The sequence below is a fragment of the Halobellus marinus genome, assembly GCF_032113415.1.
GTDB lineage: Archaea > Halobacteriota > Halobacteria > Halobacteriales > Haloferacaceae > Haloquadratum > Haloquadratum marinus.
Genome location: NZ_CP134946.1, coordinates 2,848,502 through 2,870,654 on the forward strand (window position 1 = coordinate 2,848,502; position 22,153 = coordinate 2,870,654).

The window sequence follows — 22,153 nt, forward strand, 5'->3', positions numbered from 1 at the left end:
AAAAATCTATGCCTGTTACTCGAGTTCGACCTGTTCGAGGAAGGGACCGCCGATGGCAGCGACCGTATAGTTGCTCACGGCGTTTCTGACGCCGCGGACCTCGTCGGCGTAGTCGATGAACACCCAGGGCGCCTCGTCGTGAGCGATCTGGGCAGCCTGGCTGTACAGATCAGCGCGGTCGTCCTGGTTCGTGGTCCGCTGGGCCTCCTCGACGAGACTCATATACTCGCTGTTGGCCCAGGCGGCGTTGTTCGAGGTGTTGAACCCCTCGGTGTCCCAGGAGACCCAGTCCTGTCCTTCGGGAACCTCCACCTGCGGATGCAAGAGGACATAACAGAAGTTGTCCGGGTCGGCGTTGTCGGTGTACCACCCGGCCAGCGTCGCGTCGTGGCGGCCCTCGCTGGTGTAGGTGAGATAATCGGAGAACTGCCGGTCGTCGATCTCCATCTCGATTCCCACGTCCGCGAGGTTCGAACGGATCGTCTCTGCGGTCGGCAGCGGCGCGGGGTTGTACCCCCGTGGGTTCTGGAAGGTCGTCAGCGTGAAGGAGAAGCCGTCCCCGTAGCCGGCCTCTTCGAGCAGGCTCTGGGCCTGCTCGGGGTCGTACTCGTAGGGGCTGATGTCGTCGTTGTGACCGAACAGCGCCGGCGGGATCGGCTGGTCGGCCTGTGTGGCGATGCCCGAGTAGATCTCCTCGACGATCGTTGCGGTGTCGATGGCGTGGCTGATCGCCTGGCGGACCCGACGGTCGCGGAAGGCCTCGACCCGGGAGAGGTTGAACGCCATATAGCCGATGTTGATCCCCGTCGCCGTGCGGTTCTCCGCAGTGTCCGAGCCCTCGATGATCTGCATACTGTCGGGGTCGAGCCCGTCAATGATGTCGAGTTCCTCCTCGACGAGCGCCTGCGCCCGCGTGGAGTTCTGCCCGCGGGTGAGAAAGAGCACCTCGTCGACGTTCGCCCCCTCGCCCCAGTAGTCGTCGTAGGCGGTCAGCTGAATCCGGTTGTTCGCGTCGTCGAGCGTCTCGAGCTGGAACGGGCCGGTCCCGACCATCTCGTCGTCGAGGTTCGTGTCGCCCTCGATGGCCTCCTGTGAGATGACGACGGCCGCGAACATCGCGAGGTTTCGCAGGAACGGAGCGTACGTCTGGGTCAGCGAGATCGACAGCTCGTAGTCGCCCGGGGCCTCGACCTCGTCGATCCAGTTCCCCAGCGTGAACGGCCCGTAGACCGAGGAGTCCTCGAAGTGGTACTCGTAGTCGTCGTCGACGAACCGCCGGTAGGTGGCGATGAAGTCGTCGGCGGTGAAGTCCGACCCATCGTGGAACGTGACGTCCTCCCTGAGCGTGAGCGTCACCGAATCGCCGTCCAGCGACCAGTCGGTGGCGAGGGACTCGGTGAGGGCCGCCTCGCCGGGCTGGAAGGCGATCAGGCCCTCGTAGGCCTGGTTCGTGACTTTCGCCACCTCGCCGCTGGTGGTGTTCTGCGGGTCGAGCGTGCTGGAGTGGGCGCCGCGGCCGTACCGGAGGGAGGTACCGCCGCCTCCGCTGTCGTCGCCCGAGTCGCCGGTGTCGTCGCCCGAGTCGCCGGTGTCGTCGCCCGAGTCACCGTCTGAATCGCCGCCCGAGTCGCCGCCACCGCCGCCGCAGCCAGCGAGCGACGTGATCGACGCCGTCGCGGCGGTCGCACCGGCAACTTTGAGAAAACTACGCCTGGGGACTTGCTCCGCTTCGCGGGGCATGCCTAGCTATATATACTGCTATTTGATAGTTCTACTGGTGTGTCAAATGATCATTGCATTTCGTCGGTGTGCAGATGACATGCCGTCGGGTGGTCCCCGTCGTCGAGGAGTGGCTCCTCGCGCTCGCAGACGCTCTCGAAAGTCTCTCTGAGCACTGCTTCGGCCTCGTCCCAGCGGTCGGCTTTCAGGTGCTCGAAGGACTCCACGACGGCGGCTTCGGCCTCGCCTGAGAGGGGACCATCGAAGAAATACTCGAAGAGCGCGGCGTGTTCGCCGCCGCCGTCGGCGACGGCGTTAGGGGCCGCGTCGACGGCACTGCCCGCGTCCGCCTCGATGGCCTCCAGGCTGATGTCGCCGGATTCGACGCGCTGCCGGTAGAACATCACTTCGCGGTAGCGCTCCTGGTCGATGTCTAAGTCCTCCGGCGGGATGATCGACGGACAGCGCGTGCGGAACCGGCAGTTCGAGGGAGGATCGATAGGGGAGGGGACGTCCCCCCGCAGGATAGTTCGATCGCCGGTCGCCGCCGTCGGGTCAGGTTCCGGGATCGCCGACAGGAGCGCCCGTGTGTACGGATGTTTCGGCGTCTCGAACAGTTCGTCGGTGTCGGCCACCTCGACGATCTTTCCCAGGTACATCACGGCGACCCGATCGGAAATGTGCCGGACGACGCTGAGGTCGTGGGCGATAAAGAGGTACGTGAGTCCGAACTCCTCCTGGAGGTCCTCCAGGAGGTTGATGATCTGCGCCTGCACCGAGACGTCCAGCGCCGACACCGGTTCGTCGGCGACGATGAAGTCTGGGTCCACCGCGAGCGCCCGCGCGATGCCGACGCGCTGGCGCTGCCCGCCGGAGAGTTCGTGCGGGTAGCGGTCGTACTGCGCCCGTTCGAGCCCGACGGCTTCCAGCAGCTCGAAGACCCGTTTGCGCCGCTCGCCTTTCGCGAGCCCGTGGATCTTCAGCGGCTCCATAATCGTCTGCCCGGCGGTCATCCGGGGATCGAGACTCGACATCGGGTCCTGGAACACCATCTGCATATCTTTCCGCCGCTCGCGGAGCTCCGACTTCGAAAGCGAGCCAAGCTCTTCGCCGGCGAAGACGACCGTTCCGTCCGTCGGGGGGTCGAGATGGAGGATCGCCCGACCCGCGGTGGACTTCCCGCAGCCGGACTCGCCGACGAGACCGAGCGTCTCGCCCTCGTGGACGTCCAGGTCGACGCCGTCGACGGCCTTGACGCTCGGATGCTCGCCCGCCAGCAGCCGGTCTAAGACGCCGTCTTCCTGTTGGTAGTACTTTCGCATCCCCCTGGTCTCCAGGAGAAGTTCGCCGATCTCGGAACCGGCCGCGACGACGCCTTCGTCAGATCCGTACTCCGACTTCTCGAAGGACTCGTGGATGCACTTCGATCGGTGATCCACGGTGTCGGGGCCGTGCTGTAGCTCCTGGATCTCCCCCTCGCGACACTCCGGTTGGGCCCAGGGACACCGTGGCGCGAAGTGACATCCCTCGGGCATATCGATCAGATCTGGAACGTTCCCCTCGATGGGGGTGAGCCGATCCTTCTCCTCGGTCGGGATGGACTCGAGCAGCGTGTAGGTGTAGGGGTGGCTGGGGTTGTGGAAGATCTCCTCGACGGGCCCTTCTTCGACGATCTCGCCCGCGTACATCACGGCCACGCGGTCGCAGGTCTCGGCGACGACTCCGAGATCGTGAGTGATCATCAGGACCGACATCCCGAACTGCGTCTGGAGGTCGTCGATGAGATCGAGGATCTGCGCTTGGATCGTCACGTCCAGTGCGGTTGTCGGCTCGTCGGCGATCAGCAGGTTGGGCCGACAGGCCAGAGCGATCGCGATCAGGACTCGCTGGCGCATTCCGCCGGAGAACTCGTGCGGGTAGTCGTCGAGTCGCGCCTTCGCCTCGGGAATCCCGACCTCCCGGAGCATCTCGACGACCTCCGCGATCACCTCCTCGTCGCCCGTCCGCCCCCCGATCTTCGGGAGGATCTCGCGGATGCCGTTGAGCCAGGAGTCCCGCTTTTGGCCGCCGTAGCGGTGGAGCCGCAGGGACTCGGCGATCTGCTCGCCGATCGTCACCGCGGGGTTCAGGGAGGTCATCGGATCCTGGAAGATCATCCCCATCTCGCCGCCGCGGATCCGGCGGACGGCCTCCTCGGGGGCGGCCGTCACGTCGACGATCCCCCTCTCGATCCCGGCGTCACTCGGGTCGGTCCCGCCCCGGATCCGGTCCCGCGCCCGATCGTCGACGTAGACGAACCCGTCGGTCGCGTCCTCGATCGCCCGGCGGAGGGCGTCACCGACGGCGTCGGGGTCGTCGTGATCGTCCAGGCGCCGCGCCGACTCCCGGAGATCGGACGCGAGGTCGGCCGGATCGTCCAATCGGGCGAGGTCGTCGGCCAGCGAACGAAGGTCTCCGGCCGCTCCCCGGGCGTCCGCCTCCGAACGGAGGTCGTCACAGACGGCGTGTGCCGCGTCGATCGGATCGAACGGGTACTCCACGAGGGCGCCGCCGAACTCCGAAAGCAGTCTCCCCGCCAGGGCCGCGTCCTGGAACGTGACCCGACCGTCGACAATCTCGCCCGGGTCGTCGACGATATCCATCGCGGAGAGGGCGGTGACGCTCTTCCCGGATCCGGACTCGCCGACCAGACCGACGGTCTCGCCCGCCTCGATGGTGAGGTCGATTCCGTCGACGGCCTTGACAGCGCCTCGCTCGGTTCTGAATTGGGTTCGGAGGTTCGAAAGAGAGAGGAGGTCGGTCACTGAGAGGGATACACGTGCCACGGGAAAAATAGCTTATGGAGGGTCCGGTGGGAACGCTTTTTGCGGACGGCGCCGCTCCAAGGAATATGACCGGCCCGTCGCCGAGTGATGCGCCCACGAACGTCCAGGCCCAGGAAGGGTGGGACGCCGTCGTCGAGGATATGGAAGCGACCGCAACGACGTACCGCGAGCAGGGCTGGCGGGCGCTCGAACTCCACCCGGGGGATTCGGTGCTCGTCGACTCCGACCGCCGCCGGGGACTCGATGTCCTCCTCCCCGGGCCCGAGTTCGAGGAACTGGAGGCCGCCGTCGAATCGGGGTTGTTCACCGACGTCGAGGTGTTCCGCGCCGAAAGCGGCGGCCTGCTGTACCTGCTCGTCGTCGAGCGGGATCCGCAGAAGGAAACCGTGGTGCTCGTTCCCGCCTACTACGACCCGATTTCGTCGAGCGAGACGCTCGAGTCGATCGAGGAAGACGGGACGTTCAAACTGTTCTGTCGTCGGCTGAACGACGACACCGTGGAGTTCGCCCACGACGACCCCTCACCGTTCCTCCCGGAGACGGCGTAGCGCTGTGTTAGATCCCTTTCAGGAAGGACGGAAAATTGAAACAGTCTCGGGGAGATACCTCTCGATATGGAATCTGTTGACGACTCCCCGATCACCCGAAACGGAAACTCTCTGATCCTCGCGTACGACCACGGGACGGAACACGGCCCGGTCGACTTCGAACCGATGCCGAAAAGCGCCGACCCCACACACGTCTTCGAGGTCGGGAGACACGATGCAGTCACGGCCATCGCACTGCAGAAGGGCAACGCCGAGTACTACCGGAACTGGGAGACCGAACACGCCGTCGAGGACGCGGCGCCGCTGCTCGTGAAGCTGAACGGGAACTCGAACCTCGCGAAACGCGACGACTACTACTCCCCCAAACAGTGCTCGGTGGAGTACGCCGTCGAACACCTCGACGCTGACGCGGTCGGCTACACGATGTACGCGGGGTCGCTCCACGAAGACGAGATGTGGAAGGAGTTCCGCGAGGTCCAGGAGGCCGCACGGCAGTACAGCGTTCCCATCGTGATGTGGAGCTACCCGCGCGGTAAAGGGATCCAGGAGAACGACGCCTACAGCGGTCAGGACGACCCGGACGTCGTCGCGTACGGCGGCCGCCTGGGGCTCGAACTCGGCGCCGACGTGGTCAAATGCAAGTATCCCGGCAGCCAGGAAGGCTGGCGGCAACTCGAAGACGCCGTCGGCGATCTGAAGACCGTGATGAGCGGCGGATCGAAGCGGAGCGACGAGGAGTTCCTCGCGGACGTGTCCGCGACGGTCGAGGCCGGCGGTAACGGCCTTGCAGTCGGGCGGAACATCTTCCAGCGCGAGAACCCCGAGGGACTGCTGGACAAACTCGAAACAGTCCTCTTCGAGGAGTAGAGCTCCGACGAGATGGATAGTTGCGTTCGCAAGTAGTCGCCACTCGATCGCCCGACGTCGTGCGGTCAGGAGAACAGCTTCTTCAGGCGCGCGAAGAGGCCCTTCTCTCGGTCGCCACCGCGCCGTTGCCCGCCGGCGTCGCCGCCCGCAGCCGGTTCCTCGGCAGCGTCGTCGTCCCCTCCGCCAGCCTCGACCGCACTCGTTTCGCCCTCCTCGACTAACTCGGCGGCCTGCTCGAAGAGGCTCTCGGGGTCGTTGACGCCGTCCTTCACCGTTCCCTTCACGAGCGGCTTGCCCTCGAATCGTTCCCGGCTGACGGCCGTATCCGAGGCGATGATGACCGCGTCGGCGTCGTCGATCTCCGCGGTCGTGAGTTCGTTCTGAGCGCCCATCGCGCCCTGCACCTCGACTTTGATTTCGTGGCCGAGCCGTTCGGCGGTCTGTTCGAGGTTCTCGGCGGCCATCTGGCTGTGCGCGATTCCGGTCGGACAGGAAGTGACTGCGACAACGTTCATTGTGTGGTCTCTGTTAACACGTCTTCGACTTGATCTTTTGTGCTGGCCGCAAGCGCCCGTTCCGCGACATCACGGGCGTCAGCCAGCGTCGTCTCCGTCACGGCTCCTTTCACCTGCGGCACCGTGACAGCGCTCATACTCAGTTCGTCGAGGCCGAGACCGACGAGCAGTTCCGTCAGATCGGGATCGCCCGCCATCTCGCCGCACATCCCGACCCAGACGTCCGTGCCCTCGGTCGCCTCGACGGTCATTCGGATCGCACGGAGCACCGCAGGCTGGCGATAATCGCCGAGGTCCGCCACCCGGTCGTTGCCGCGCTCTGCGGCCATTACGTACTGTGCGAGGTCGTTCGTCCCGATGCTGAAGAACTCGACGTACTCGACGAGGTCGGCCGCGAGGAACGCAGCCGCCGGCGTCTCGATCATCACGCCGAACTCCGGGAGGGCGTACTCTTCGCCCTCGGCGTCGAGGTCGGCCGCGACCGACTCGAGGACGTCCCGGGCCTTCCGGACCTCCTCGACGGTTGTGACCAGCGGGAGCATCACCGAGAGGTCCCCACCCGCATCGTCGCCGGCCGCACGCAGGAGTGCGCGCAGTTGCGTCTCGAAGAGATCCGCGTCGGGACCCAGCGATCGCCTGATGCCGCGCTCGCCGAGGAAGGGGTTCTCCTCGTCGGGGAGATCCAGGTACTCCACCGGCTTGTCGCCGCCGATGTCGAGCGTCCTGACGATCACCCGGCCCTCCGGGAACGCCTCCAGAGCCCCCCGGTACGCCGTGTACTGCTCGTCCTCGTCCGGCGGCGACGTCCGATCGAGGAAGAGAAACTCCGTGCGATACAGGCCGATCCCGTCGGCGCCGCGGTCGGCCGCAGGCCCGACATCAGCCTCCGTACCGACGTTAGCGGCGACCTCGATCGGCGTCCCGTCGGCCGTCGCGACCGGATCCGCGCGGATTTCGACGTCCTCGCCGCCCGCGGCTGCCTCTCGCGTCTCGTCGTCGGGGTCAACGACGAGCGTTCCCTCCGTGCCGTCGACGACGACATCGGCGCCGTCAGCGACGTCGTTCAGGGCGTCTCCGATACCGACCACCGCTGGCAGCGCCAGTGAGCGCGCGAAGATCGCCGCGTGAGACGTCCGGCCGCCGGTCACGGTCGCGAATCCGGCCACGCGCTCGGGGTCGAGCTGAGCGGTGTCACTCGGTGTTAGCCGTTCAGCGAGCACGACGCTTCCCTCGGGCAGCGCCGAGAGGTCGACTCGATCGCCGCCGACCAGTACCCGCACTAGGCGATCGCGGACGTCGCGGAGGTCGTCGGCGCGCTCGGCCATCCGGCCTTCCATCTCGGCGAACTGCTCGACGAACCGATCGAATGTCCGGGTGACGGCGTGTTCGGCGGGAAGTCCCTCGTCGATGGCAGTCTCGACGCCCTCGGTGATCTGGGGATCCTCGAGGAACTGGATGTGCGCGTCGAAGACCTCGGCCTCCGCCTCGCCGACGCGTTCGGCCGTTCGCTCGCGCTCGGCGCGGATCTCCTCGCGTGCCTCGTCGCGGGCCGCCTCGAACCGCTCCCGTTCGGCGTCGGGGTCGACCGACTCGGGCGCCGGCGGCTCGTCGAGTTCCGCGTCCGGCGCGTACCAGACGACCGTGCCGACGCCCGAAAGCGGCGTGACGCCCACCCCGGAGAGTCGTTGCTCCGCCATCAGAGTTCATCCTCCGGGGTTGTCAGGATCCGTTCCAGTTCGTCCAGTGCGGCCTCGTCGTCCTCGCCCTCCGCGGTCAGACGGACGTCCTCGCCGGTCGCAACCCCCAGGCCGGTCACCGCGAGCATACTCGCGGCGTTCACGAGGTCGCCGTCGACGTGGCCGACGCGGATCTCCGCGCCGAACTCGCTGGCCGCCTCGACGAACTTCGATGCCGGCCGCGCGTGCAGGCCGTCCTCGGGGACGACGGTGACGACGCGTTCGGGCATCAGTTGACCGCCTCCCGGACGGTGTTCTGGACGGTTTCGGGGTCCTCCGCTGCCAACAGAGTCTCGCGGACATCCTCGTGCATCAGTGCCCGAGAGAGCGCGCTCAAGATCTGTAAGTGTTCCTCGCCGCCCTCCGCGGGCACGAGGATCATAAACAGCAAATGCGCCGGCTTGTCGTCCATCGCGTCGAAGTCGATGCCCGCATCCGAGCGAGCGAACGCGACGGACGGCTCCTCGACGGCGCTCGTCTTCGCGTGCGGGATCCCGATGCCCATCCCGACGCCCGTGGTCGCCTCCTTTTCCCGTTCACGGAGCGCGTTCAGTGCCGCTTCCCTGTCGGTGACGCGGCCGTTGTCCGCGATGAGATCGAGGAGGAACTCGACTGCTGCTTCCTTCTCGGCGGGCGGTTCGGTCAGCGAGATATGCGCCTGCGGGAACAGTCGATCGATGTCATCTTCGAGCATAGGTACTGAATTCGTTGACTGGAACCGTAAGGATTCGTGTTCGATGCGGCCCCCAGCGGTGAGTGGAGTCTGGCGGCGCGACCCAAACGTGAGGACCGACCGTCGGACGGACTGCTGTGAGGTTTCACCGTCCGTCGCCCAAGACGGTGTGGCGATGGACGGGACGAAACTGCCGCAGTCCGTCTCAGTCGCCCGCGCTTGCCCCCGCAGTGGCATCAGCCTCCTCGGGCGCGCCGACGCCCTCCTCGTAGTCAGGTTTGAGAAGGGTCGCGAGCGCCGCCGTCACGAGCGATCCAATGAGAATCGCCGCGAGGAACATAAACGGACTGTTCGATAGCGGGACGACGAAGATGCCGCCGTGGGGGGCCGGCATCGTGATGTCCAGAGACATCGCCATCGCGCCGCCGACGGCACTCCCGACCATGATCGAGGGGATGACCCGGAGCGGATCCGCCGACGCGTACGGGATGGCACCTTCGGTGATGAACGAGAACCCGAGGACGATCCCGGATTTGGCGTTCTCGTACATCTCCTCGGCGTACTTGTGCGGCGCGATGAAATTCGAGATCGCCAGTCCGATCGGCGGGATCATTCCGGCGATCATCACCGCAGCCATCGGTTCGGTGACGCCCTCGGAAACCAGACCGACGCCGAAGACGTAGGCGACCTTGTTGACCGGGCCGCCCATATCGAACGCCATCATCGCCCCGAGCAGTCCGCCGACCAGGATCGCCTGCCCGCCCTGGAGACCCTCCAGATACGCAGTCAGCGCCGCGTTGGCGATCGCGACCGGGACCCCGAGGACCAGGATGACGATCGGCGAGAGGATTGCCATCGTCAACACCGGCACGATGAGCACCGGCATCATCGGCTGGATGAAGTCGGGCACCTCCCAGTTTTTGATCCACCGGGCGACGTACCCCGCGAGCAGGCCGGCCACGAGGGCGCCGAGGTAGCCGGCCGCGGCCTCACCGGCTTGCAGGCCCATCACTTCGCCCGCCGCCGCCAGCACGTTCCCCTGTTGGATGATGTACGACAGCAGGAACCCCGGCGCCAGGCCCGGGCGGTCGGCGATCGCGTACGCGATGTAGGCCCCGAGGATCGGGACCATAATCGTCAGGCCGGCGACGCCGATCTGCGCGAGGAACCAGCCGAACGTGCCGGTCGCGCCGAAGACGTCCTGCACGCCCGTCCCCGTCGCACCCGAGACGGCGTACCCGAGTGCGAGGAAGATCCCGCCGATCGTCACGAACGGGATCATAAACGATACGCCGGTCATAAGGTCCTCTTTGACCTTCGTCAGGTGGGACCGCATCTTGCTCTCAGCTTTGCTTGACATACGTCTTCCTCACGATTGTTTTCCAACGAACGACTAAGAACTTTCGTTCGTGTTTGTTTCTGATCGAGATATAGCTAAGATAGTCGAAAGCACACAGCGCCCGGCTCAGACCGACCGGACCTCGACCGTCTCCCGATCCGCGACGACGTCGTCGAAGGACGGGACCCGAGTTCCGGGGACCGAGACGACTCGCGCGGCGACGACGATCGCCGTCCGGAGCGCACTCGCTTGCGGCTGTCCGCGGACGAGTCCGGCGAGAAAGCCCGAAAGCATCGCGTCGCCCGCACCCACGGTGTCGACGACGTCGACGGGGAGAGCCGGGGCGTAGAGCGCCTCCGCCTCGGAAACGAGGAGCCCGCCGTCGGGGCCGAGCGACGCGAGCACGTGGCGAAACCCGCGTTCGCGAAGCACCCGGGCGGCCGCGGCGCAGTCCTCGATGGTCCCCACATCACGGCCCGTCGCCGTCCCGAGTTCCTCGCGGTTTGGCTTACAGACCAGGTAGTCGGCATCCAGGCGCTGCAGAAACGAGCCCCCCATATCCACCGCGGTCTCCCAGGGGCCGGCGCGTGCCAGCCGATCGACGGCGTCGACGTCGACGCCCCGGGGGAGACTCCCGGCAATCACGAGTCGGGAGGGTGACCGTTCGCGGACGCGCTCGACGAGTGTGTCGACGTCGTCGCCGCCGACCAGCGGGCCGTCGTGGTTGATCTTGTACTCGCCGTCGGGGCTCAGGATCGTCGTATTGAGTCGCGTCCGTCCCGCGATTTCGACGAAGTCGTGGGCGACGCCGTCGTCGTCGAGTGCCTCCTGAATCATCAGTCCGAAGGACCCACCCAGGAAGCCGGTTGCGGGCGCGTCCACGTCGAGGGCAGTCAGGTACTGCGAGACGTTGATGCCCTTCCCGCCGGCGTCGAACTGCGCGTCGTCGGTCCTGGCGACGCCGCCTGCTTCCAGCGGTTCGTCGAGGCTAATCGTGTGGTCGACCGCCGGGTTCATCGTCACCGTCAGCACGTCGTCGCCGTCGCTCATCACGACCTCGCCTCCACAACGGGGACCTCTGCAGCCTCGAACCACTCGCGGGCCTCCGCCGGGATTCCGCCGGCGGTGACGAACAGATCGACGTCATCGAGACGGGCAAAGCTCACAAACGACCGTTCGCCGATCTTCGAGGCGTCGGCGACGAGGACGACCCGCGAGGCCCGCTCGACCATCAGCTCTTTGACGCGGGCCTCCTCCTCGTTGGGGGTCGTCAAGCCCGTCTCGTGATCGATCGCGTTCGCTCCCAGGAAGAGCAGATCGAAGTTCGTCCGTTCGAGGAACGATTCTGCGGTCGGTCCGACCAGAGAGCGGGTCCGCCGGCGGAGCGTTCCGCCGGTCAGTTTCACGTCGTTTTCCTCCTTACCCAGTTCGACCGCCAGCCGCGGGGAGTTCGTCACCGCGAGCATCGAGCCGTCCTTCGGCGCCTGCGTGGCCACCTGCATCGTCGTCGTGCCCGCATCGAAGAAGACGACCTGTCCGTCGGTGATCTCCTCGACCGCCCGTTCGGCGATTGCTCGCTTCTCTTTGAGATTCTGGACCTCCTTTTGCCCGTACGCCTGTTCGTGGCCGACGCTCGTGACAGGGACCGCGCCACCGTGGGACCGTTCGATCCGCCCGCGCTCTTCGAGCTCCTGGAGATCACGCCGGATCGTCGCTTTCGAGAACCCGAGGTCCTCGGCGAGCGCTTCGACCGACTGTCCGTCCTTCCCGGTAACGAGTTCGACGATGCGACGTTTTCTCTCAGCGGGTAGCATATGAGTTGCTCGTTTCACCTTCACTCTGTGTATTGTTAATGGTTTGTGTTCGTATGCTCGCGAGTCTTCTCCGAGATAGAGTCGATTCGATCACAAACAAACAGACCCGCTGGATTCCTGGATCGAGAGCGGAGTCAGAAGCCCGCACTGAGGGAGACGATTATGAGCCAGCGGAGTGTGTCGAAGACGCGTCGGCGTTTTCGCTGGAACGGTAGGTCGAACTCCTCCCATATCACTTCGGACTCGTTTTTCGATTCTCCCACCGTTCGGAACCAACGGGTGAGATCGCGTCGCCGTAACCGTATCTTCCCGCGCCTCCGTATTCCCATTGTATTGGATTCTACGCACAATATTAATACGCCAGGGAGCCGAGTGTCACCTGTGACAATGTCCGAATCTGATTTCGAAGCGCAAGAGACAGTCGACGCCCGCGGTGCGGCGTGTCCCGGCCCGCTTATGGATCTCATCGGCAAGATCCGTGGTGTCGATCCCGGGACAGTGGTACTGCTACTGAGCGATAACGAACAATCGAAGACCGACGTGCCGGAGTGGGCCGAGGAGTCCGGCAACGAGGTGCTGGGGATCGAAGAGCGCGACGACCACTACGCGTTCTACGTGGAGAAAACATGACAGAGGAAATCGTCATCGGCGGCGGCGGGACTGGCGGGACCGTACTAGCGAACGACCTGGCGGACCGCCTGTCGCCCGAACTGGACCGTGGGGACGTCCGAATCACGCTGATCAACGACAGTTCGGATCACGTGTACAAGCCGGTGTGGCTGTACGTCCCCTTCGGTCAACGGGAGCCCAGCGATGGCCGTCGGCCGCTGTCGGAACTCCTCGACGACCGGGTGAATCTCCGCATCGATCGCGTATCCGAAATCGACACCGACGCACAGGAACTCGAAACGCGCGAAGGTCGCGTACCGACCGAGTACGACAAACTCGTCCTCGCGACGGGGTCGACGCTGGCCCCCGACCGGATCCCTGGCCTCGAAGCCGGTGGCCACGACTACTACAGCGAATCCGGCTCGGAGGCGCTCAGAGAGGAGCTACTGTCTTTCACCGAGGGCCACATCGTGCTGAGCGTCATCGGCACGCCGCATATGTGTCCGGCCGCGCCGCTGGAGTTCGTGTTCATGACCGACGACTGGTTCCGAGAGCGGGGGCTCCGCGACGACGTCGAGATCACGTATACGTATCCCATCGGACGGGTCCACGGCAACCCGCACATCGCCGAGTGGGCGAAGCCGCTGATGGAGGAGCGCGACATCGCCATCGAGACGTACTTCAACGCCGAGGAGGTCGACCCCGACGCGGAGACGATCATCGGGATGGGCGGGAGCGAAATCGACTACGACCTCCTCGTCTCGATTCCGCCGCACACCGGCGTCGATCTGATCGCCGAGGCCGGACTCGGCGAGGACGGCTGGGTCGACGTCGACAAACACACCCTCGAGGCCGAACACGCGGAGAACGTGTACGCTATCGGCGACACGGCCGACACTGGCGTCCCGAACGCCGGCAGCGTCGCCCACTATCAGGCGGGCGTCGTCGGACAGCGCCTGGCAAGCGAGATCCGCGGCCGACCGGCGACAGAGACGTACGACGGCAAGACCCTCTGCTTCATCGAGACGGGGATGGACGCGGCGTCCTTCGTGGAGTTCAACTACGAGGATCCGCCGTCGCCCGCTCCGCCGTCCCAGAAGCTCCACTGGTCGAAACTGGCGTACAACGAGTCCTACTGGCTCACTGCACGGGGGTTACTCTGAGATGTCCGAAGAAGTAGGGGCCGAAGAGTCCAACGAGGGAGAAGCGAACCAGTCCGAACTGCAAGCGGCCATCGCCGAGAACCCCGAGGCGGTCGCGGAGTTCGTCGAGCGACTGGACGCCGTCAACGAACTGCTCGACGTGCTCGCGCTCGGCGAGAGCGCGCTCACTGACGAGATGGCGCGCGACGTCGCCGGAACGACGGCCACACTGGCGGAGTCTGCGGACGGCATCGCGACCGACGAGACGGCGGCGCTGGCCGAGACCGTCGGGGAGAACGGCGCCGAGATCGAAGCCGCGCTCGAATCAGTGCTCGCGCTTCAGCGGTCCGGAACGCTCGAAGAACTGGTCGAGCTCGCGGAGGTCGTCTCGCTTCTGACGGCGGCACTCGACGACGAGATGGTGCGGTCGCTCGCGGGGACTGGCTCCGGACTGGGCGAACTCGCTCAGACCGCCGCCGACGAGGAGACTCGCGAGGGACTGGACACCCTGCTGTCCAGTGTCGGTGCAGCCGAACGCGACACGTCGGAACCGGTTGGCGCCCTGGGGCTGATAAAAGCGACCCGGGACCCGGAGGTCAAGCGTGGCCTGGGCTATCTGCTGTCGCTCTCGCGTGCGATCGGTCGGTCACAGTCGGACGACGGAGCCGACTCGCGGTAACCGTCTCGCGGTTTTCGCCACCGGAGATGGCGCCTTCGCCGGGTTGGTCTCGCGAACCGCCGAATAGCGGTGCTGCCCTTACTGAGACCCGAAGACGGATCGGAACAAAAGAGACTCGGCGGCCCTAGACGAGTAGCTGGATGTCGGCATCGGCCATATCCTGGAGCGCCGTCGCCGCCCCGACCCCAGTCCTGACACCGTCGTAGAACTCGTCCTCGTCGTAGCCCATCAGGTCGATGGTCATCTGACAGGCCTGGAATTCCACGCCCATATCGAGGCTCGTCTCGACGAGTTCTTCGATGGTCGCGGTGTCGTTATTGTCGATTTTCCGTTCCATCATCGTCGTCGTCACCCGGTCCATCCCGGGGAGCGCGCCCACGAAGTTCGGGACCGGCATATTGGGGTTGCCGACGGAACTCAGCTTGAGGTTCTTCGACCGTTTCTCGTGGAGGATTTCGAGCCCCCAGAACGTGTGAAAGACAGTCACGTCGTAGCCGAAGGCGGCCGCAGTGCTGGCGAGGATGAGCGGCGGGTACGCCATATCGAGCGTCCCCTTCGTGGCGATGATGCTCATCTTCTTCGCGTCGTCCTCGTCGGTAGCCTCGGCCAGCGACTCCTCCAGATCTTCGATGCGTGCCTGGAGTTCCGCCCGCGAGGGGGCGTCATCCGCCGATGCGGAGGGGGTGTCCGTACTCATCGTCACTCCGTCTTCCGGACGTAGTGTTTGAACACGTCGTTGCCTTCCTCCTGGTCGAGTAGCTCGACACCATCTGTTCCGTTCGCCCAGCCCTCGAGGTCACTCATACTCCCCGGATCGGTGGCGAGCACTTCGAGGACCTGTCCCACCTCGATGTCGTCGACGGCGGATTTTGTCTTCACGACCGGCATTGGACACGATGCACCTTTCACGTCGAGCGTCTCCGCGATATCGAATTCTGCACTCATAGTTTTGATCTGCTCCGTGCGTCTGTATTGGAGCTACCGCACAATATACTCTACCCGGTTAAAAGAATGTTGATTCTTGTACGGACTGTGAATTACTCTCAGGTGTTGAATACGGCCCTATTTCACACATACACGCGGGTAATCATACTATCATCTGTAAAACCGCCGCGTATGGTATTGTATATTTAGCGGATTACTATACAAACTCTTTTGTATCTCCGTCCGGTACGGTGGAATGCACCATATGAATCCAGAAGACTTCCCGACTCCGGACGCCGACGTGGAGACAGTCACCCCGGAGACGCTGAAGGATCGTATCGACGCTGGCGAAGAGGTCACCCTGCTCGACACGCGGATGACCTCCGAGTACGAGGAGTGGCACATCGACGGCGAGAACGTCGAGTCGATCAACGTCCCCTACTTCGAGTTCCTCGACGAGGAGGTCGACGAGGACGTCCTCGATGAGATCCCCGACGACCGTGAGGTGACCGTCCTGTGTGCGAAGGGCGGCGCAAGCGAGTACGTCGCCGGGACCCTCGCGGAACGCGGTTACGACGTCAACCACCTGGAAGACGGGATGAACGGCTGGGCGAGCATCTACGAGGCCGTCGAAGTGACCGAGTACGACGGCGCGGGGACGCTGCTGCAGTACCAGCGGCCATCCTCGGGCTGTCTCGGATACCTGCTCTACGACGACGGCGAAGCGGCAATCATCGATCCACTCCGGGCGTTCACCGACCGGTATCTCGATGACGCCGAGGAACTCGGCGTCGACCTGAAGTACGCGCTGGATACGCACATCCACGCCGACCACATCTCCGGCGTGCGGGATCTCGACGAGGAAGGCGTCGAGGGCGTCATCCCCGAGAACGCCGTCCCCCGCGGCGTCACGTACGCCGACGAACTGACGACGGCAGCCGACGGCGACACGTTCCAGGTCGGCGACGCGACCATCGAAACCGTCTACACCCCCGGCCACACGACCGGGATGACCTCGTATCTCGTCGACGACAGCCTGCTCGCGACCGGCGACGGACTGTTCGTCGAGAGCGTCGCCCGCCCGGATCTCGAAGAAGGTGACGAAGGCGCCCCCGACGCGGCGCGGATGCTCTACGAGTCGCTGCAGGAGCGCGTGCTGACGCTCCCCGACGACACACTTATCGGCGGGGCGCACTTCAGCGACGCCGCCGAACCCGCCGACGATGGGACGTACACCGCCCCGATCGGCGACCTCGTCGAGGAGATGGACGCGCTGCGGATGGACGAGGACGACTTCGTCGAACTGATCCTCTCGGATATGCCGCCCCGGCCGGCCAACTACGAGGACATCATCGCGACGAACCTCGGCCAGAACACCGTCGACGACGAGGAGGCGTTCACGCTCGAACTCGGCCCGAACAACTGCGCTGCGAGCCAAGAGTCGCTTGCGGGTGACTGAGACCGCCGATGGTGACTGATCCGGTCTTCGCACAGGTTGTCGCCGAGCTGTTCCCCAACGGGATCAGTCGCTACGCCGTCGGCGGACTGCTCGTCGGTCTCGGCACCGTCGTGATCTACCTCGGGACGGGTATCCCCGCCGGGGCGAGCACGTTCCTCGAGTCGACGCTGTCGTACGTCTCCGACCTGCCGCGGTTCCAGCAGTACGTCGGGTCCCGTGACTGGCGGCTCGTGTTCACGGCCGGCATCGTCCTCGGCGCGCTGGCCTTCGCCGCGACGTTCCAGTCCGGCCTGGTCACGAGTTCCCTGTACGAGCCCGGAACGACCGGGCAACTGTACGAGGTCGCCGGCGTGACGCTGTGGATGACCGACGTCCAGCCGTGGCGACTGTTCCTGGGCGGCATCCTCGTCGGTATCGGCACCCGTGTCGGCAAGGGGTGTACGTCCGGTCACGGCGTTTGTGGCGTCGGCTCGGCCTCGAAGACGTCCATCCTCGGCGTGGTCACGTTCCTGACGGTAGCGATCGGGACCGCACAGGTCGTCGCCGCACTGGGGGTGAGCCCGTAGATGGCCGACCGCCATCCCCTGTTCAAGCCGCTGGTCTTCGTCGGCGGCCTGATCTTCGGGTTCGGGCTCGGGTTCAGCCACATGGCGCGCCCGGAGGTCGTGCTGAACTTCCTCCTGTTCGAGGATCTCGGCCTGCCGTTCGTTATGTTCGGGGCCGCCATCGTCTCTGGCGTCGCCTTCGCGCTGCTCCCGCGGATTCGAGACGCCGCGCCGCTCACCGGCGCCCCCTACGAGCGTCGTCTGAAGCCGTTCGATCGGAACGTCCTCGTCGGTGGCGCCGTCTTCGGCGTCGGCTGGGGGCTCTCCGGCATCTGTCCAGGCGCGGCCTACGCCAGCCTGGGGGTCGGCAACGTCACGATCCTCTGGGCGCTCGCCGGGATGTTCGTCGGCGCGTACGTCCAGGGCTACTGGCGGAGTCGAACGGCCGATAGTGAACCCCTCGCCGCAGGTGCGGACTAACTACCCGTTCTCAATTCTCAACTACTAATGGAACCTTCTGTACTCGCTCTCTTCTTGGTTGCCGGACTCGCAAGTCTATTTATGGCGTGGGTCATCGGCGCCGGATCCAGCGGCGCGACGCCCTTCGCGCCGGCCGTCGGCGCCAACGCGATCTCGACGATGCGCGCGGCGTTCGTCGTCGGGATCTTCGGGTTCGCCGGCGCGGTAATCCAGGGGGCGAACGTCTCCGAGGCCGTCGGTCGCGGACTCGTCGGCGGCGTCAGCCTCCCTGCGGAGGGCGTCATCGCCGTCCTGCTGATCGGCGCCGGGCTGATGGCGATCGGCATCAAGACGGGCTATCCGATCGCGACTGCCTTCACCGTGACCGGCGCGGTGATCGGCGTCGGTCTCGCGCTCGGCGGCACTCCCGTCTGGCCGAAATACCGCCAGATCGGCGCGGTCTGGGTCCTGACGCCGTTCGTCGGCGGCGGGATTGCCTACGTGATCGCGAGCGTGCTCCCGCGCGAGGACGTCCCCGAGCGGTACAGCGTCCCGCCGCTGGCCGGCCTCGTCGGCGCGGTCGTCGCCAACCTGCAGTTCACCGGGCTCGGACCGGGTGGCACGGCGGGCTCGCTCGTGGCGTTGAGCGGGCGTACGCTCGGAATCGAGCATCCGCTGCTTCCGTGGGCTGTCTCGCTCTCCGTCGCGGCCGCGGTTGCCGCGGTCGTCTGGTGGGACGTCCGTCGCGACCGGGCCGGCGGGCTCCGGCGGGTGCTGCTCGCGTTCGGCTCGCTCGTCGCTTTCTCCGCCGGGGGCAGCCAGGTCGGGCTGGCTGTCGGTCCGCTGCTGCCCCTTCTGGGCGACGTCGGCCCGATTCCGGTGATCTGGGTCCTGGCCGGCGGCGGTCTCGGGATCCTCGTCGGCTCCTGGACTGGCGCCCCGCGGATGATCAAATCGCTCGCGCAGGACTACTCGTCGCTCGGGCCGCGGCGCTCGATCGCGGCGCTCGTCCCCTCGTTTCTGATCGCCCAGATGGCCGTCCTGCTCGGCGTGCCGGTCTCGTTCAACGAGATCATCGTGAGTGCGATCATCGGCAGTGGCGCGGCCGTCGGCGGGAGAGACGCGATCAGCGCTCGGAAGATCGGCGTCACTGTGGGTGCGTGGGCCGGCTCGTTCGGGGTTGCATTCGTGCTGGGATACGGCGCGAGCTACGCGCTCCAGATGGGCTGACGACGAGAGTGAACGGACAAAAGGATCGTCTGCTGCTGGTTACTCCAGCCGGTCGAGAATCGCCTCGGTGACTTCGGCGGTCCCCGCGTCGCCGCCGAGATCGGCCGTCCGTGGGCCGTCTGCGAGGACGGACTCGACGGCGTCGTTGACGTCGGCCGCGGCCTCGTCATAGCCGAGGTGATCGAGCAGCATCGCAGCCGAGAGGATCGCCGCCGAGGGGTTTGCGACCCCTTCGCCTGCGATGTCGGGTGCAGTCCCGTGAACCGGCTCGAACAGCGCGTTGTCGGGGCCGACGTTCGCGGACGGAAGCAGCCCCAGGCCGCCGACGAGGCCCGCCGCGAGGTCCGAGAGGACGTCGCCCGCGAGGTTCGGACAGACGACGACGTCGAACTGCTCGGGGTTCAGACAGACCCGCGTCGCGAAGGCGTCCATCAGGACCTCCTCCGCGACGACGCCCTTCGAGTCGGCGACGTCGACGACGGCGTCGCGGAAGCGGCCGTCGGTCTCCCGCATCACGTTCGCCTTGTGGGCGACGTGGAAACTGGACTCGCCGCGGTCCGTGACGTACTCGCAGGCGAACTCCGCCAGCCGCTCGGAGGCGGAGGTCGTCACGACGCGCGTCAGCGTCGAGAGGTCCGCCGAGAGGCGGTCCTCGTGGCCCGAATAGACTCCCTCGGTGTTCTCACGCAGGAAAACCAGATCCGTTTCCGGTCGGACGGCGTCGACGCCAGGGTAGGCCCGCGCGGGCCGGATGTTGACGAAGGAGCCGACGGCCTCCCGGAGCGGGAGGATGACATCTGCGGCAGTCTGCCCGGCCGCGCCGAACAGCGTCGCGTCGGCGTCGGCGACGGTCTCGTAGGTCTCCGCCGGGAGCGCCTCGCCGGTCTCCGCCTCGACGGCGTCGCCCGCTTCGGCCTCGACGAACTCGAAGTCGCCGACGGCCTCCAGGACGGAGACGGCCGCGGGAACGACCTCCCGGCCGATGCCGTCGCCCTCGATGACGACGATCCGCTCAGACATCGGTGTAGGGGAGTTCAGCGGCCTTTTCCGCGACCGCGTCGGCGTTGGACTTCATCAGCGCCGTCGTGTCCCAGACGCCCTCGGTGAGCGCCCGCCGCTGTGCGTCGTCGACCGTGGCCTCGACTGTCGTGTCGTCGTAGGCAACGGTCTCCGCTTCGACGTCGACGTGGATCTCTTCGTCGGGATTCTCGTCGATCCACGCCTGGAGTTCCTCGATAGTCTCGTGGTCCGCTGTGACCGTCGGGATGCCGAGCGCGAGGCAGTTCCCCGCGAAGATCTCGGCGAAGGACTCGCCGACGATGGCGTCGATGCCCCAGCGCATCAGCGCCTGGGGGGCGTGCTCGCGGGAGGACCCGCAGCCGAAGTTCGCGTTGACGACGAGGACCGAGGAGTCCTGGAACTGCGGTTCGTTGAACGGGTGGTCCTTCGGGTTGTCGTCGTCGTCGAACCGCTGATCGAAGAACGCGAACTCGCCGAGGCCGTCGAAGGTGACGACCTTCATGAACCGCGCCGGGATGATCTGGTCGGTGTCGATGTCGTTGCCGCGGATCGGAACGCCCGATCCGGTGACGGAGTCGATCTCGGGGATCTCGTCGGTCATACGCGAGCCACCTCCTTCAGGTCGCGGACGTCAGTCACTTCCCCTTCGATCGCCGCCGCGGCGACCATCCGGGGGTTCATCAGGACGGTCCGCCCGTCCTTCGAACCCTGCCGGCCGATGAAGTTCCGATTCGAGGAGGAGGCGCAGGCCTCGTCGCCCTCCAACTGGTCCTCGTTCATCCCGAGGCACATCGAACAGCCCGCGTTCCGCCACTCGAAGCCGGCTGCCTCGAAGATCTCGTCGAGGCCCTCGGCCTCGGCGGCGGCCTTCACGCGCTGGCTGCCGGGGACGACCATCGCGCGGACCTCCTCGTCGACCTGCCGGCCCTCGACGATCTTCGCGGCCCGACGCAGGTCGGGGAGCCGCGCGTTCGTACACGACCCGAGGAAGGCGACGTCGATCTCGTAGCCCTCCATCGTGTCGCCGGGGGTGACGCGCATGTGTTCCTGTGCGCGTCGCGCGGTGTCCTGTTTGTCTTCCGGCAGCGATTCCGGTTCGGGGATGGGTTCGGAGATCCCGATCCCCTGGCCGGGTGTGGTGCCCCACGTGACGACGGGTTCCAGTTCGCCGCCGTCGATGGTGACGACGTCGTCGTAGACGGCGTCGTCGTCCGAGCGGATCGACTCCCAGTAGGGCTTGAGCTCCTCGAATCGCTCCGGGTTCTCCCGGAAGTAGTCGGTGTCTTCGAGCCACTCGTAGGTGGTCTCGTCGGGGTTGACGTAGCCCGCGCGGGCGCCGCCCTCGATCGACATATTGCAGATGCTCATCCGGCCTTCCATATCGAGGCTCTCGATGGCCTCGCCCGCGTATTCGTAGACGTAGCCGACGCCGCCCTCGGTGCCGAGGCGGCGGATCACTTCGAGGATGATGTCCTTGGCCTCGACGCCGGGACCGAGTTCGCCCGTGACCTCGATCTTCCGGACCTTCTTTTTCTCCATCGCGACGGTCCCTGTCGCGAGGACGTCGCGGATCTGGCTCGTCCCGATCCCGAACGCCAGGGCCCCGAAGGCGCCGTGCGTCGAGGTGTGGGAGTCGCCGCAGACGATGGTCTTGCCGGGTTGGGTGAGTCCCTTCTCGGGGCCGATGACGTGGACGATGCCCTGTTCGCCCGAGGTGGGATCCGAAAAGTCGATGCCCGCTGCGCGGACGTTCTCTTCGAGTTCGCTCATCATCTCCTCGGCGGCGTCGTCGCTGTAGGGGCGCGATTGGTCCGCCGTCGGGACGATGTGGTCCACCGTGGCGTGCGTGAGTTCGGGGTACGCGACCTCCAGGCCGCGCTCCTCGAGCATCCCGAACGCCTGCGGGCTCGTCACCTCGTGGATGAGATGAAGGCCGACGAACAACTGCGTCTGTCCGGTCGGCAGTTCGGAGACGGTGTGCTCCTCCCAGACCTTGTCGTACAGGGTTCCTTCGCTCATCTGCGCTCCCCCGTTCGGTTCGGTGTCGTCT

At 65.9% G+C, this 22,153-nt stretch carries 23 protein-coding genes; 9 read left to right on the forward strand and 14 right to left on the reverse strand.

Annotated features, from left to right (window positions below; all coding sequences use genetic code 11):
* Positions 1-15: 15 nt before the first annotated feature.
* Both RJT37_RS14085 and RJT37_RS14090 read right to left on the reverse strand, forming a co-directional pair.
* Positions 16-1,740 (reverse strand): ABC transporter substrate-binding protein, encoded by a 1,725-nt coding sequence (locus RJT37_RS14085; protein ID WP_313685421.1) that lies wholly within the window; start codon positions 1,738-1,740, stop codon positions 16-18.
* Between the two features lie 50 nt (positions 1,741-1,790).
* On the reverse strand, positions 1,791-4,523 hold the full coding sequence (locus RJT37_RS14090) for an ABC transporter ATP-binding protein (RefSeq protein ID WP_313685423.1): 2,733 nt from the start codon (positions 4,521-4,523) through the stop codon (positions 1,791-1,793).
* Positions 4,524-4,609: 86 nt separating this feature from the next.
* On the opposite strand from RJT37_RS14090, the gene RJT37_RS14095 reads away from it, so the two are divergent.
* Both RJT37_RS14095 and RJT37_RS14100 read left to right on the forward strand, forming a co-directional pair.
* Entirely contained in the window at positions 4,610-5,092 is a 483-nt protein-coding gene (locus tag RJT37_RS14095) for a DUF7529 family protein (RefSeq protein WP_313685425.1), read from the forward strand.
* A gap of 66 nt (positions 5,093-5,158) precedes the next feature.
* The gene (locus tag RJT37_RS14100) at positions 5,159-5,959 is read left to right on the forward strand and encodes a class I fructose-bisphosphate aldolase (protein ID WP_313685427.1); all 801 of its coding nucleotides are present in this window, start codon (positions 5,159-5,161) and stop codon (positions 5,957-5,959) included.
* Between the two features lie 65 nt (positions 5,960-6,024).
* Here the strand turns inward: RJT37_RS14100 and RJT37_RS14105 are convergent, their stop codons facing one another.
* The 7 genes from RJT37_RS14105 to glpR form a co-directional block, all read right to left on the reverse strand.
* Positions 6,025-6,474, reverse strand: a complete 450-nt coding sequence (locus tag RJT37_RS14105; protein ID WP_345785369.1) for a PTS fructose transporter subunit IIB — start codon at positions 6,472-6,474, stop codon at positions 6,025-6,027.
* Entirely contained in the window at positions 6,471-8,171 is a 1,701-nt protein-coding gene (gene ptsP / locus RJT37_RS14110; RefSeq protein ID WP_313685428.1) for a phosphoenolpyruvate--protein phosphotransferase, read from the reverse strand. Before ptsP ends, RJT37_RS14105 begins: the two co-directional genes overlap by 4 nt.
* Positions 8,171-8,440, reverse strand: a complete 270-nt coding sequence (locus tag RJT37_RS14115) for an HPr family phosphocarrier protein (protein WP_313685429.1) — start codon at positions 8,438-8,440, stop codon at positions 8,171-8,173. The genes ptsP and RJT37_RS14115 overlap by 1 nt, the downstream gene beginning before the upstream one ends.
* A complete protein-coding gene (locus tag RJT37_RS14120; RefSeq protein ID WP_313685430.1) occupies positions 8,440-8,904 on the reverse strand; it encodes a PTS sugar transporter subunit IIA in 465 nt (154 codons plus the stop codon). Before RJT37_RS14120 ends, RJT37_RS14115 begins: the two co-directional genes overlap by 1 nt.
* Positions 8,905-9,088: 184 nt before the next feature.
* Positions 9,089-10,243: a PTS fructose transporter subunit IIC gene (locus tag RJT37_RS14125; protein WP_313685432.1), complete on the reverse strand. Its 1,155-nt coding sequence runs from the start codon at positions 10,241-10,243 to the stop codon at positions 9,089-9,091.
* A gap of 105 nt (positions 10,244-10,348) precedes the next feature.
* Positions 10,349-11,272 (reverse strand): 1-phosphofructokinase, encoded by a 924-nt coding sequence (pfkB, locus tag RJT37_RS14130; RefSeq protein ID WP_313685434.1) that lies wholly within the window; start codon positions 11,270-11,272, stop codon positions 10,349-10,351.
* Positions 11,272-12,036 (reverse strand): HTH-type transcriptional regulator GlpR, encoded by a 765-nt coding sequence (gene glpR, locus RJT37_RS14135; RefSeq protein ID WP_313685436.1) that lies wholly within the window; start codon positions 12,034-12,036, stop codon positions 11,272-11,274. The genes pfkB and glpR overlap by 1 nt, the downstream gene beginning before the upstream one ends.
* A 387-nt stretch (positions 12,037-12,423) precedes the next feature.
* On the opposite strand from glpR, the gene RJT37_RS14140 reads away from it, so the two are divergent.
* From RJT37_RS14140 to RJT37_RS14150, 3 genes are read left to right on the forward strand one after another with little or no spacing between them, the layout of a single operon-like run.
* Positions 12,424-12,666, forward strand: a complete 243-nt coding sequence (locus tag RJT37_RS14140) for a sulfurtransferase TusA family protein (RefSeq protein WP_313685437.1) — start codon at positions 12,424-12,426, stop codon at positions 12,664-12,666.
* A complete protein-coding gene (locus tag RJT37_RS14145; protein ID WP_313685439.1) occupies positions 12,663-13,808 on the forward strand; it encodes an NAD(P)/FAD-dependent oxidoreductase in 1,146 nt (381 codons plus the stop codon). Before RJT37_RS14140 ends, RJT37_RS14145 begins: the two co-directional genes overlap by 4 nt.
* A 1-nt stretch (position 13,809) precedes the next feature.
* Entirely contained in the window at positions 13,810-14,466 is a 657-nt protein-coding gene (locus RJT37_RS14150; protein ID WP_313685441.1) for a helical membrane plugin domain-containing protein, read from the forward strand.
* Positions 14,467-14,590: 124 nt separating this feature from the next.
* On the opposite strand, the gene RJT37_RS14155 is transcribed toward RJT37_RS14150, so the two are convergent.
* Positions 14,591-15,163 carry a DsrE/DsrF/DrsH-like family protein gene (locus RJT37_RS14155; RefSeq protein WP_313685443.1) on the reverse strand — a complete coding sequence of 191 codons (573 nt, stop codon included), beginning with the start codon at positions 15,161-15,163 and terminating at the stop codon, positions 14,591-14,593.
* 2 nt (positions 15,164-15,165) lie between these two features.
* Positions 15,166-15,411, reverse strand: coding sequence for a sulfurtransferase TusA family protein (locus RJT37_RS14160; RefSeq protein WP_313685445.1), 246 nt, complete (start codon positions 15,409-15,411; stop codon positions 15,166-15,168).
* Positions 15,412-15,655: 244 nt separating this feature from the next.
* Between RJT37_RS14160 and RJT37_RS14165 the strand changes: the two genes are divergently transcribed.
* The 4 genes from RJT37_RS14165 to RJT37_RS14180 are packed head-to-tail and all read left to right on the forward strand — an operon-like array spanning position 15,656 to position 19,083.
* Positions 15,656-16,849 carry an MBL fold metallo-hydrolase gene (locus RJT37_RS14165; RefSeq protein ID WP_313685447.1) on the forward strand — a complete coding sequence of 398 codons (1,194 nt, stop codon included), beginning with the start codon at positions 15,656-15,658 and terminating at the stop codon, positions 16,847-16,849.
* Between the two features lie 8 nt (positions 16,850-16,857).
* Positions 16,858-17,415 (forward strand): YeeE/YedE family protein, encoded by a 558-nt coding sequence (locus tag RJT37_RS14170; RefSeq protein ID WP_313685449.1) that lies wholly within the window; start codon positions 16,858-16,860, stop codon positions 17,413-17,415.
* The gene (locus RJT37_RS14175; RefSeq protein WP_313685451.1) at positions 17,416-17,874 is read left to right on the forward strand and encodes a YeeE/YedE family protein; all 459 of its coding nucleotides are present in this window, start codon (positions 17,416-17,418) and stop codon (positions 17,872-17,874) included.
* Between the two features lie 27 nt (positions 17,875-17,901).
* A complete protein-coding gene (locus RJT37_RS14180) occupies positions 17,902-19,083 on the forward strand; it encodes an inorganic phosphate transporter (protein WP_313685453.1) in 1,182 nt (393 codons plus the stop codon).
* 39 nt (positions 19,084-19,122) lie between these two features.
* On the opposite strand, the gene leuB is transcribed toward RJT37_RS14180, so the two are convergent.
* The 3 genes from leuB to leuC are packed head-to-tail and all read right to left on the reverse strand — an operon-like array spanning position 19,123 to position 22,122.
* Positions 19,123-20,103, reverse strand: coding sequence for a 3-isopropylmalate dehydrogenase (gene leuB, locus RJT37_RS14185; protein ID WP_313685455.1), 981 nt, complete (start codon positions 20,101-20,103; stop codon positions 19,123-19,125).
* Positions 20,096-20,704 carry a 3-isopropylmalate dehydratase small subunit gene (leuD, locus tag RJT37_RS14190; protein WP_313685457.1) on the reverse strand — a complete coding sequence of 203 codons (609 nt, stop codon included), beginning with the start codon at positions 20,702-20,704 and terminating at the stop codon, positions 20,096-20,098. Before leuD ends, leuB begins: the two co-directional genes overlap by 8 nt.
* Entirely contained in the window at positions 20,701-22,122 is a 1,422-nt protein-coding gene (leuC, locus tag RJT37_RS14195; RefSeq protein WP_313685459.1) for a 3-isopropylmalate dehydratase large subunit, read from the reverse strand. The genes leuD and leuC overlap by 4 nt, the downstream gene beginning before the upstream one ends.
* Positions 22,123-22,153: the final 31 nt, after the last annotated feature.

Excerpts from the sequence above, each read along its gene's own strand:
- RJT37_RS14170 (WP_313685449.1), top strand. The coding sequence starts at position 16,858 with ATGGTGACTGATCCGGTCTTCGCACAGGTTGTCGCCGAGCTGTTCCCC.
- RJT37_RS14140 (WP_313685437.1), top strand. The coding sequence starts at position 12,424 with ATGTCCGAATCTGATTTCGAAGCGCAAGAGACAGTCGACGCCCGCGGT.
- RJT37_RS14180 (WP_313685453.1), top strand. The coding sequence starts at position 17,902 with ATGGAACCTTCTGTACTCGCTCTCTTCTTGGTTGCCGGACTCGCAAGT.
- RJT37_RS14100 (WP_313685427.1), top strand. The coding sequence starts at position 5,159 with ATGGAATCTGTTGACGACTCCCCGATCACCCGAAACGGAAACTCTCTG.
- RJT37_RS14155 (WP_313685443.1), bottom strand. The coding sequence starts at position 15,163 with ATGAGTACGGACACCCCCTCCGCATCGGCGGATGACGCCCCCTCGCGG.
- RJT37_RS14095 (WP_313685425.1), top strand. The coding sequence starts at position 4,610 with ATGACCGGCCCGTCGCCGAGTGATGCGCCCACGAACGTCCAGGCCCAG.
- RJT37_RS14160 (WP_313685445.1), bottom strand. The coding sequence starts at position 15,411 with ATGAGTGCAGAATTCGATATCGCGGAGACGCTCGACGTGAAAGGTGCA.
- RJT37_RS14125 (WP_313685432.1), bottom strand. The coding sequence starts at position 10,243 with ATGTCAAGCAAAGCTGAGAGCAAGATGCGGTCCCACCTGACGAAGGTC.
- ptsP (WP_313685428.1), bottom strand. The coding sequence starts at position 8,171 with ATGGCGGAGCAACGACTCTCCGGGGTGGGCGTCACGCCGCTTTCGGGC.
- RJT37_RS14150 (WP_313685441.1), top strand. The coding sequence starts at position 13,810 with ATGTCCGAAGAAGTAGGGGCCGAAGAGTCCAACGAGGGAGAAGCGAAC.
- leuD (WP_313685457.1), bottom strand. The coding sequence starts at position 20,704 with ATGACCGACGAGATCCCCGAGATCGACTCCGTCACCGGATCGGGCGTT.
- RJT37_RS14115 (WP_313685429.1), bottom strand. The coding sequence starts at position 8,440 with ATGCCCGAACGCGTCGTCACCGTCGTCCCCGAGGACGGCCTGCACGCG.
- RJT37_RS14085 (WP_313685421.1), bottom strand. The coding sequence starts at position 1,740 with ATGCCCCGCGAAGCGGAGCAAGTCCCCAGGCGTAGTTTTCTCAAAGTT.
- leuB (WP_313685455.1), bottom strand. The coding sequence starts at position 20,103 with ATGTCTGAGCGGATCGTCGTCATCGAGGGCGACGGCATCGGCCGGGAG.
- RJT37_RS14105 (WP_345785369.1), bottom strand. The coding sequence starts at position 6,474 with ATGAACGTTGTCGCAGTCACTTCCTGTCCGACCGGAATCGCGCACAGC.
- RJT37_RS14175 (WP_313685451.1), top strand. The coding sequence starts at position 17,416 with ATGGCCGACCGCCATCCCCTGTTCAAGCCGCTGGTCTTCGTCGGCGGC.
- leuC (WP_313685459.1), bottom strand. The coding sequence starts at position 22,122 with ATGAGCGAAGGAACCCTGTACGACAAGGTCTGGGAGGAGCACACCGTC.
- RJT37_RS14145 (WP_313685439.1), top strand. The coding sequence starts at position 12,663 with ATGACAGAGGAAATCGTCATCGGCGGCGGCGGGACTGGCGGGACCGTA.
- pfkB (WP_313685434.1), bottom strand. The coding sequence starts at position 11,272 with ATGAGCGACGGCGACGACGTGCTGACGGTGACGATGAACCCGGCGGTC.
- RJT37_RS14165 (WP_313685447.1), top strand. The coding sequence starts at position 15,656 with ATGAATCCAGAAGACTTCCCGACTCCGGACGCCGACGTGGAGACAGTC.
- RJT37_RS14120 (WP_313685430.1), bottom strand. The coding sequence starts at position 8,904 with ATGCTCGAAGATGACATCGATCGACTGTTCCCGCAGGCGCATATCTCG.
- glpR (WP_313685436.1), bottom strand. The coding sequence starts at position 12,036 with ATGCTACCCGCTGAGAGAAAACGTCGCATCGTCGAACTCGTTACCGGG.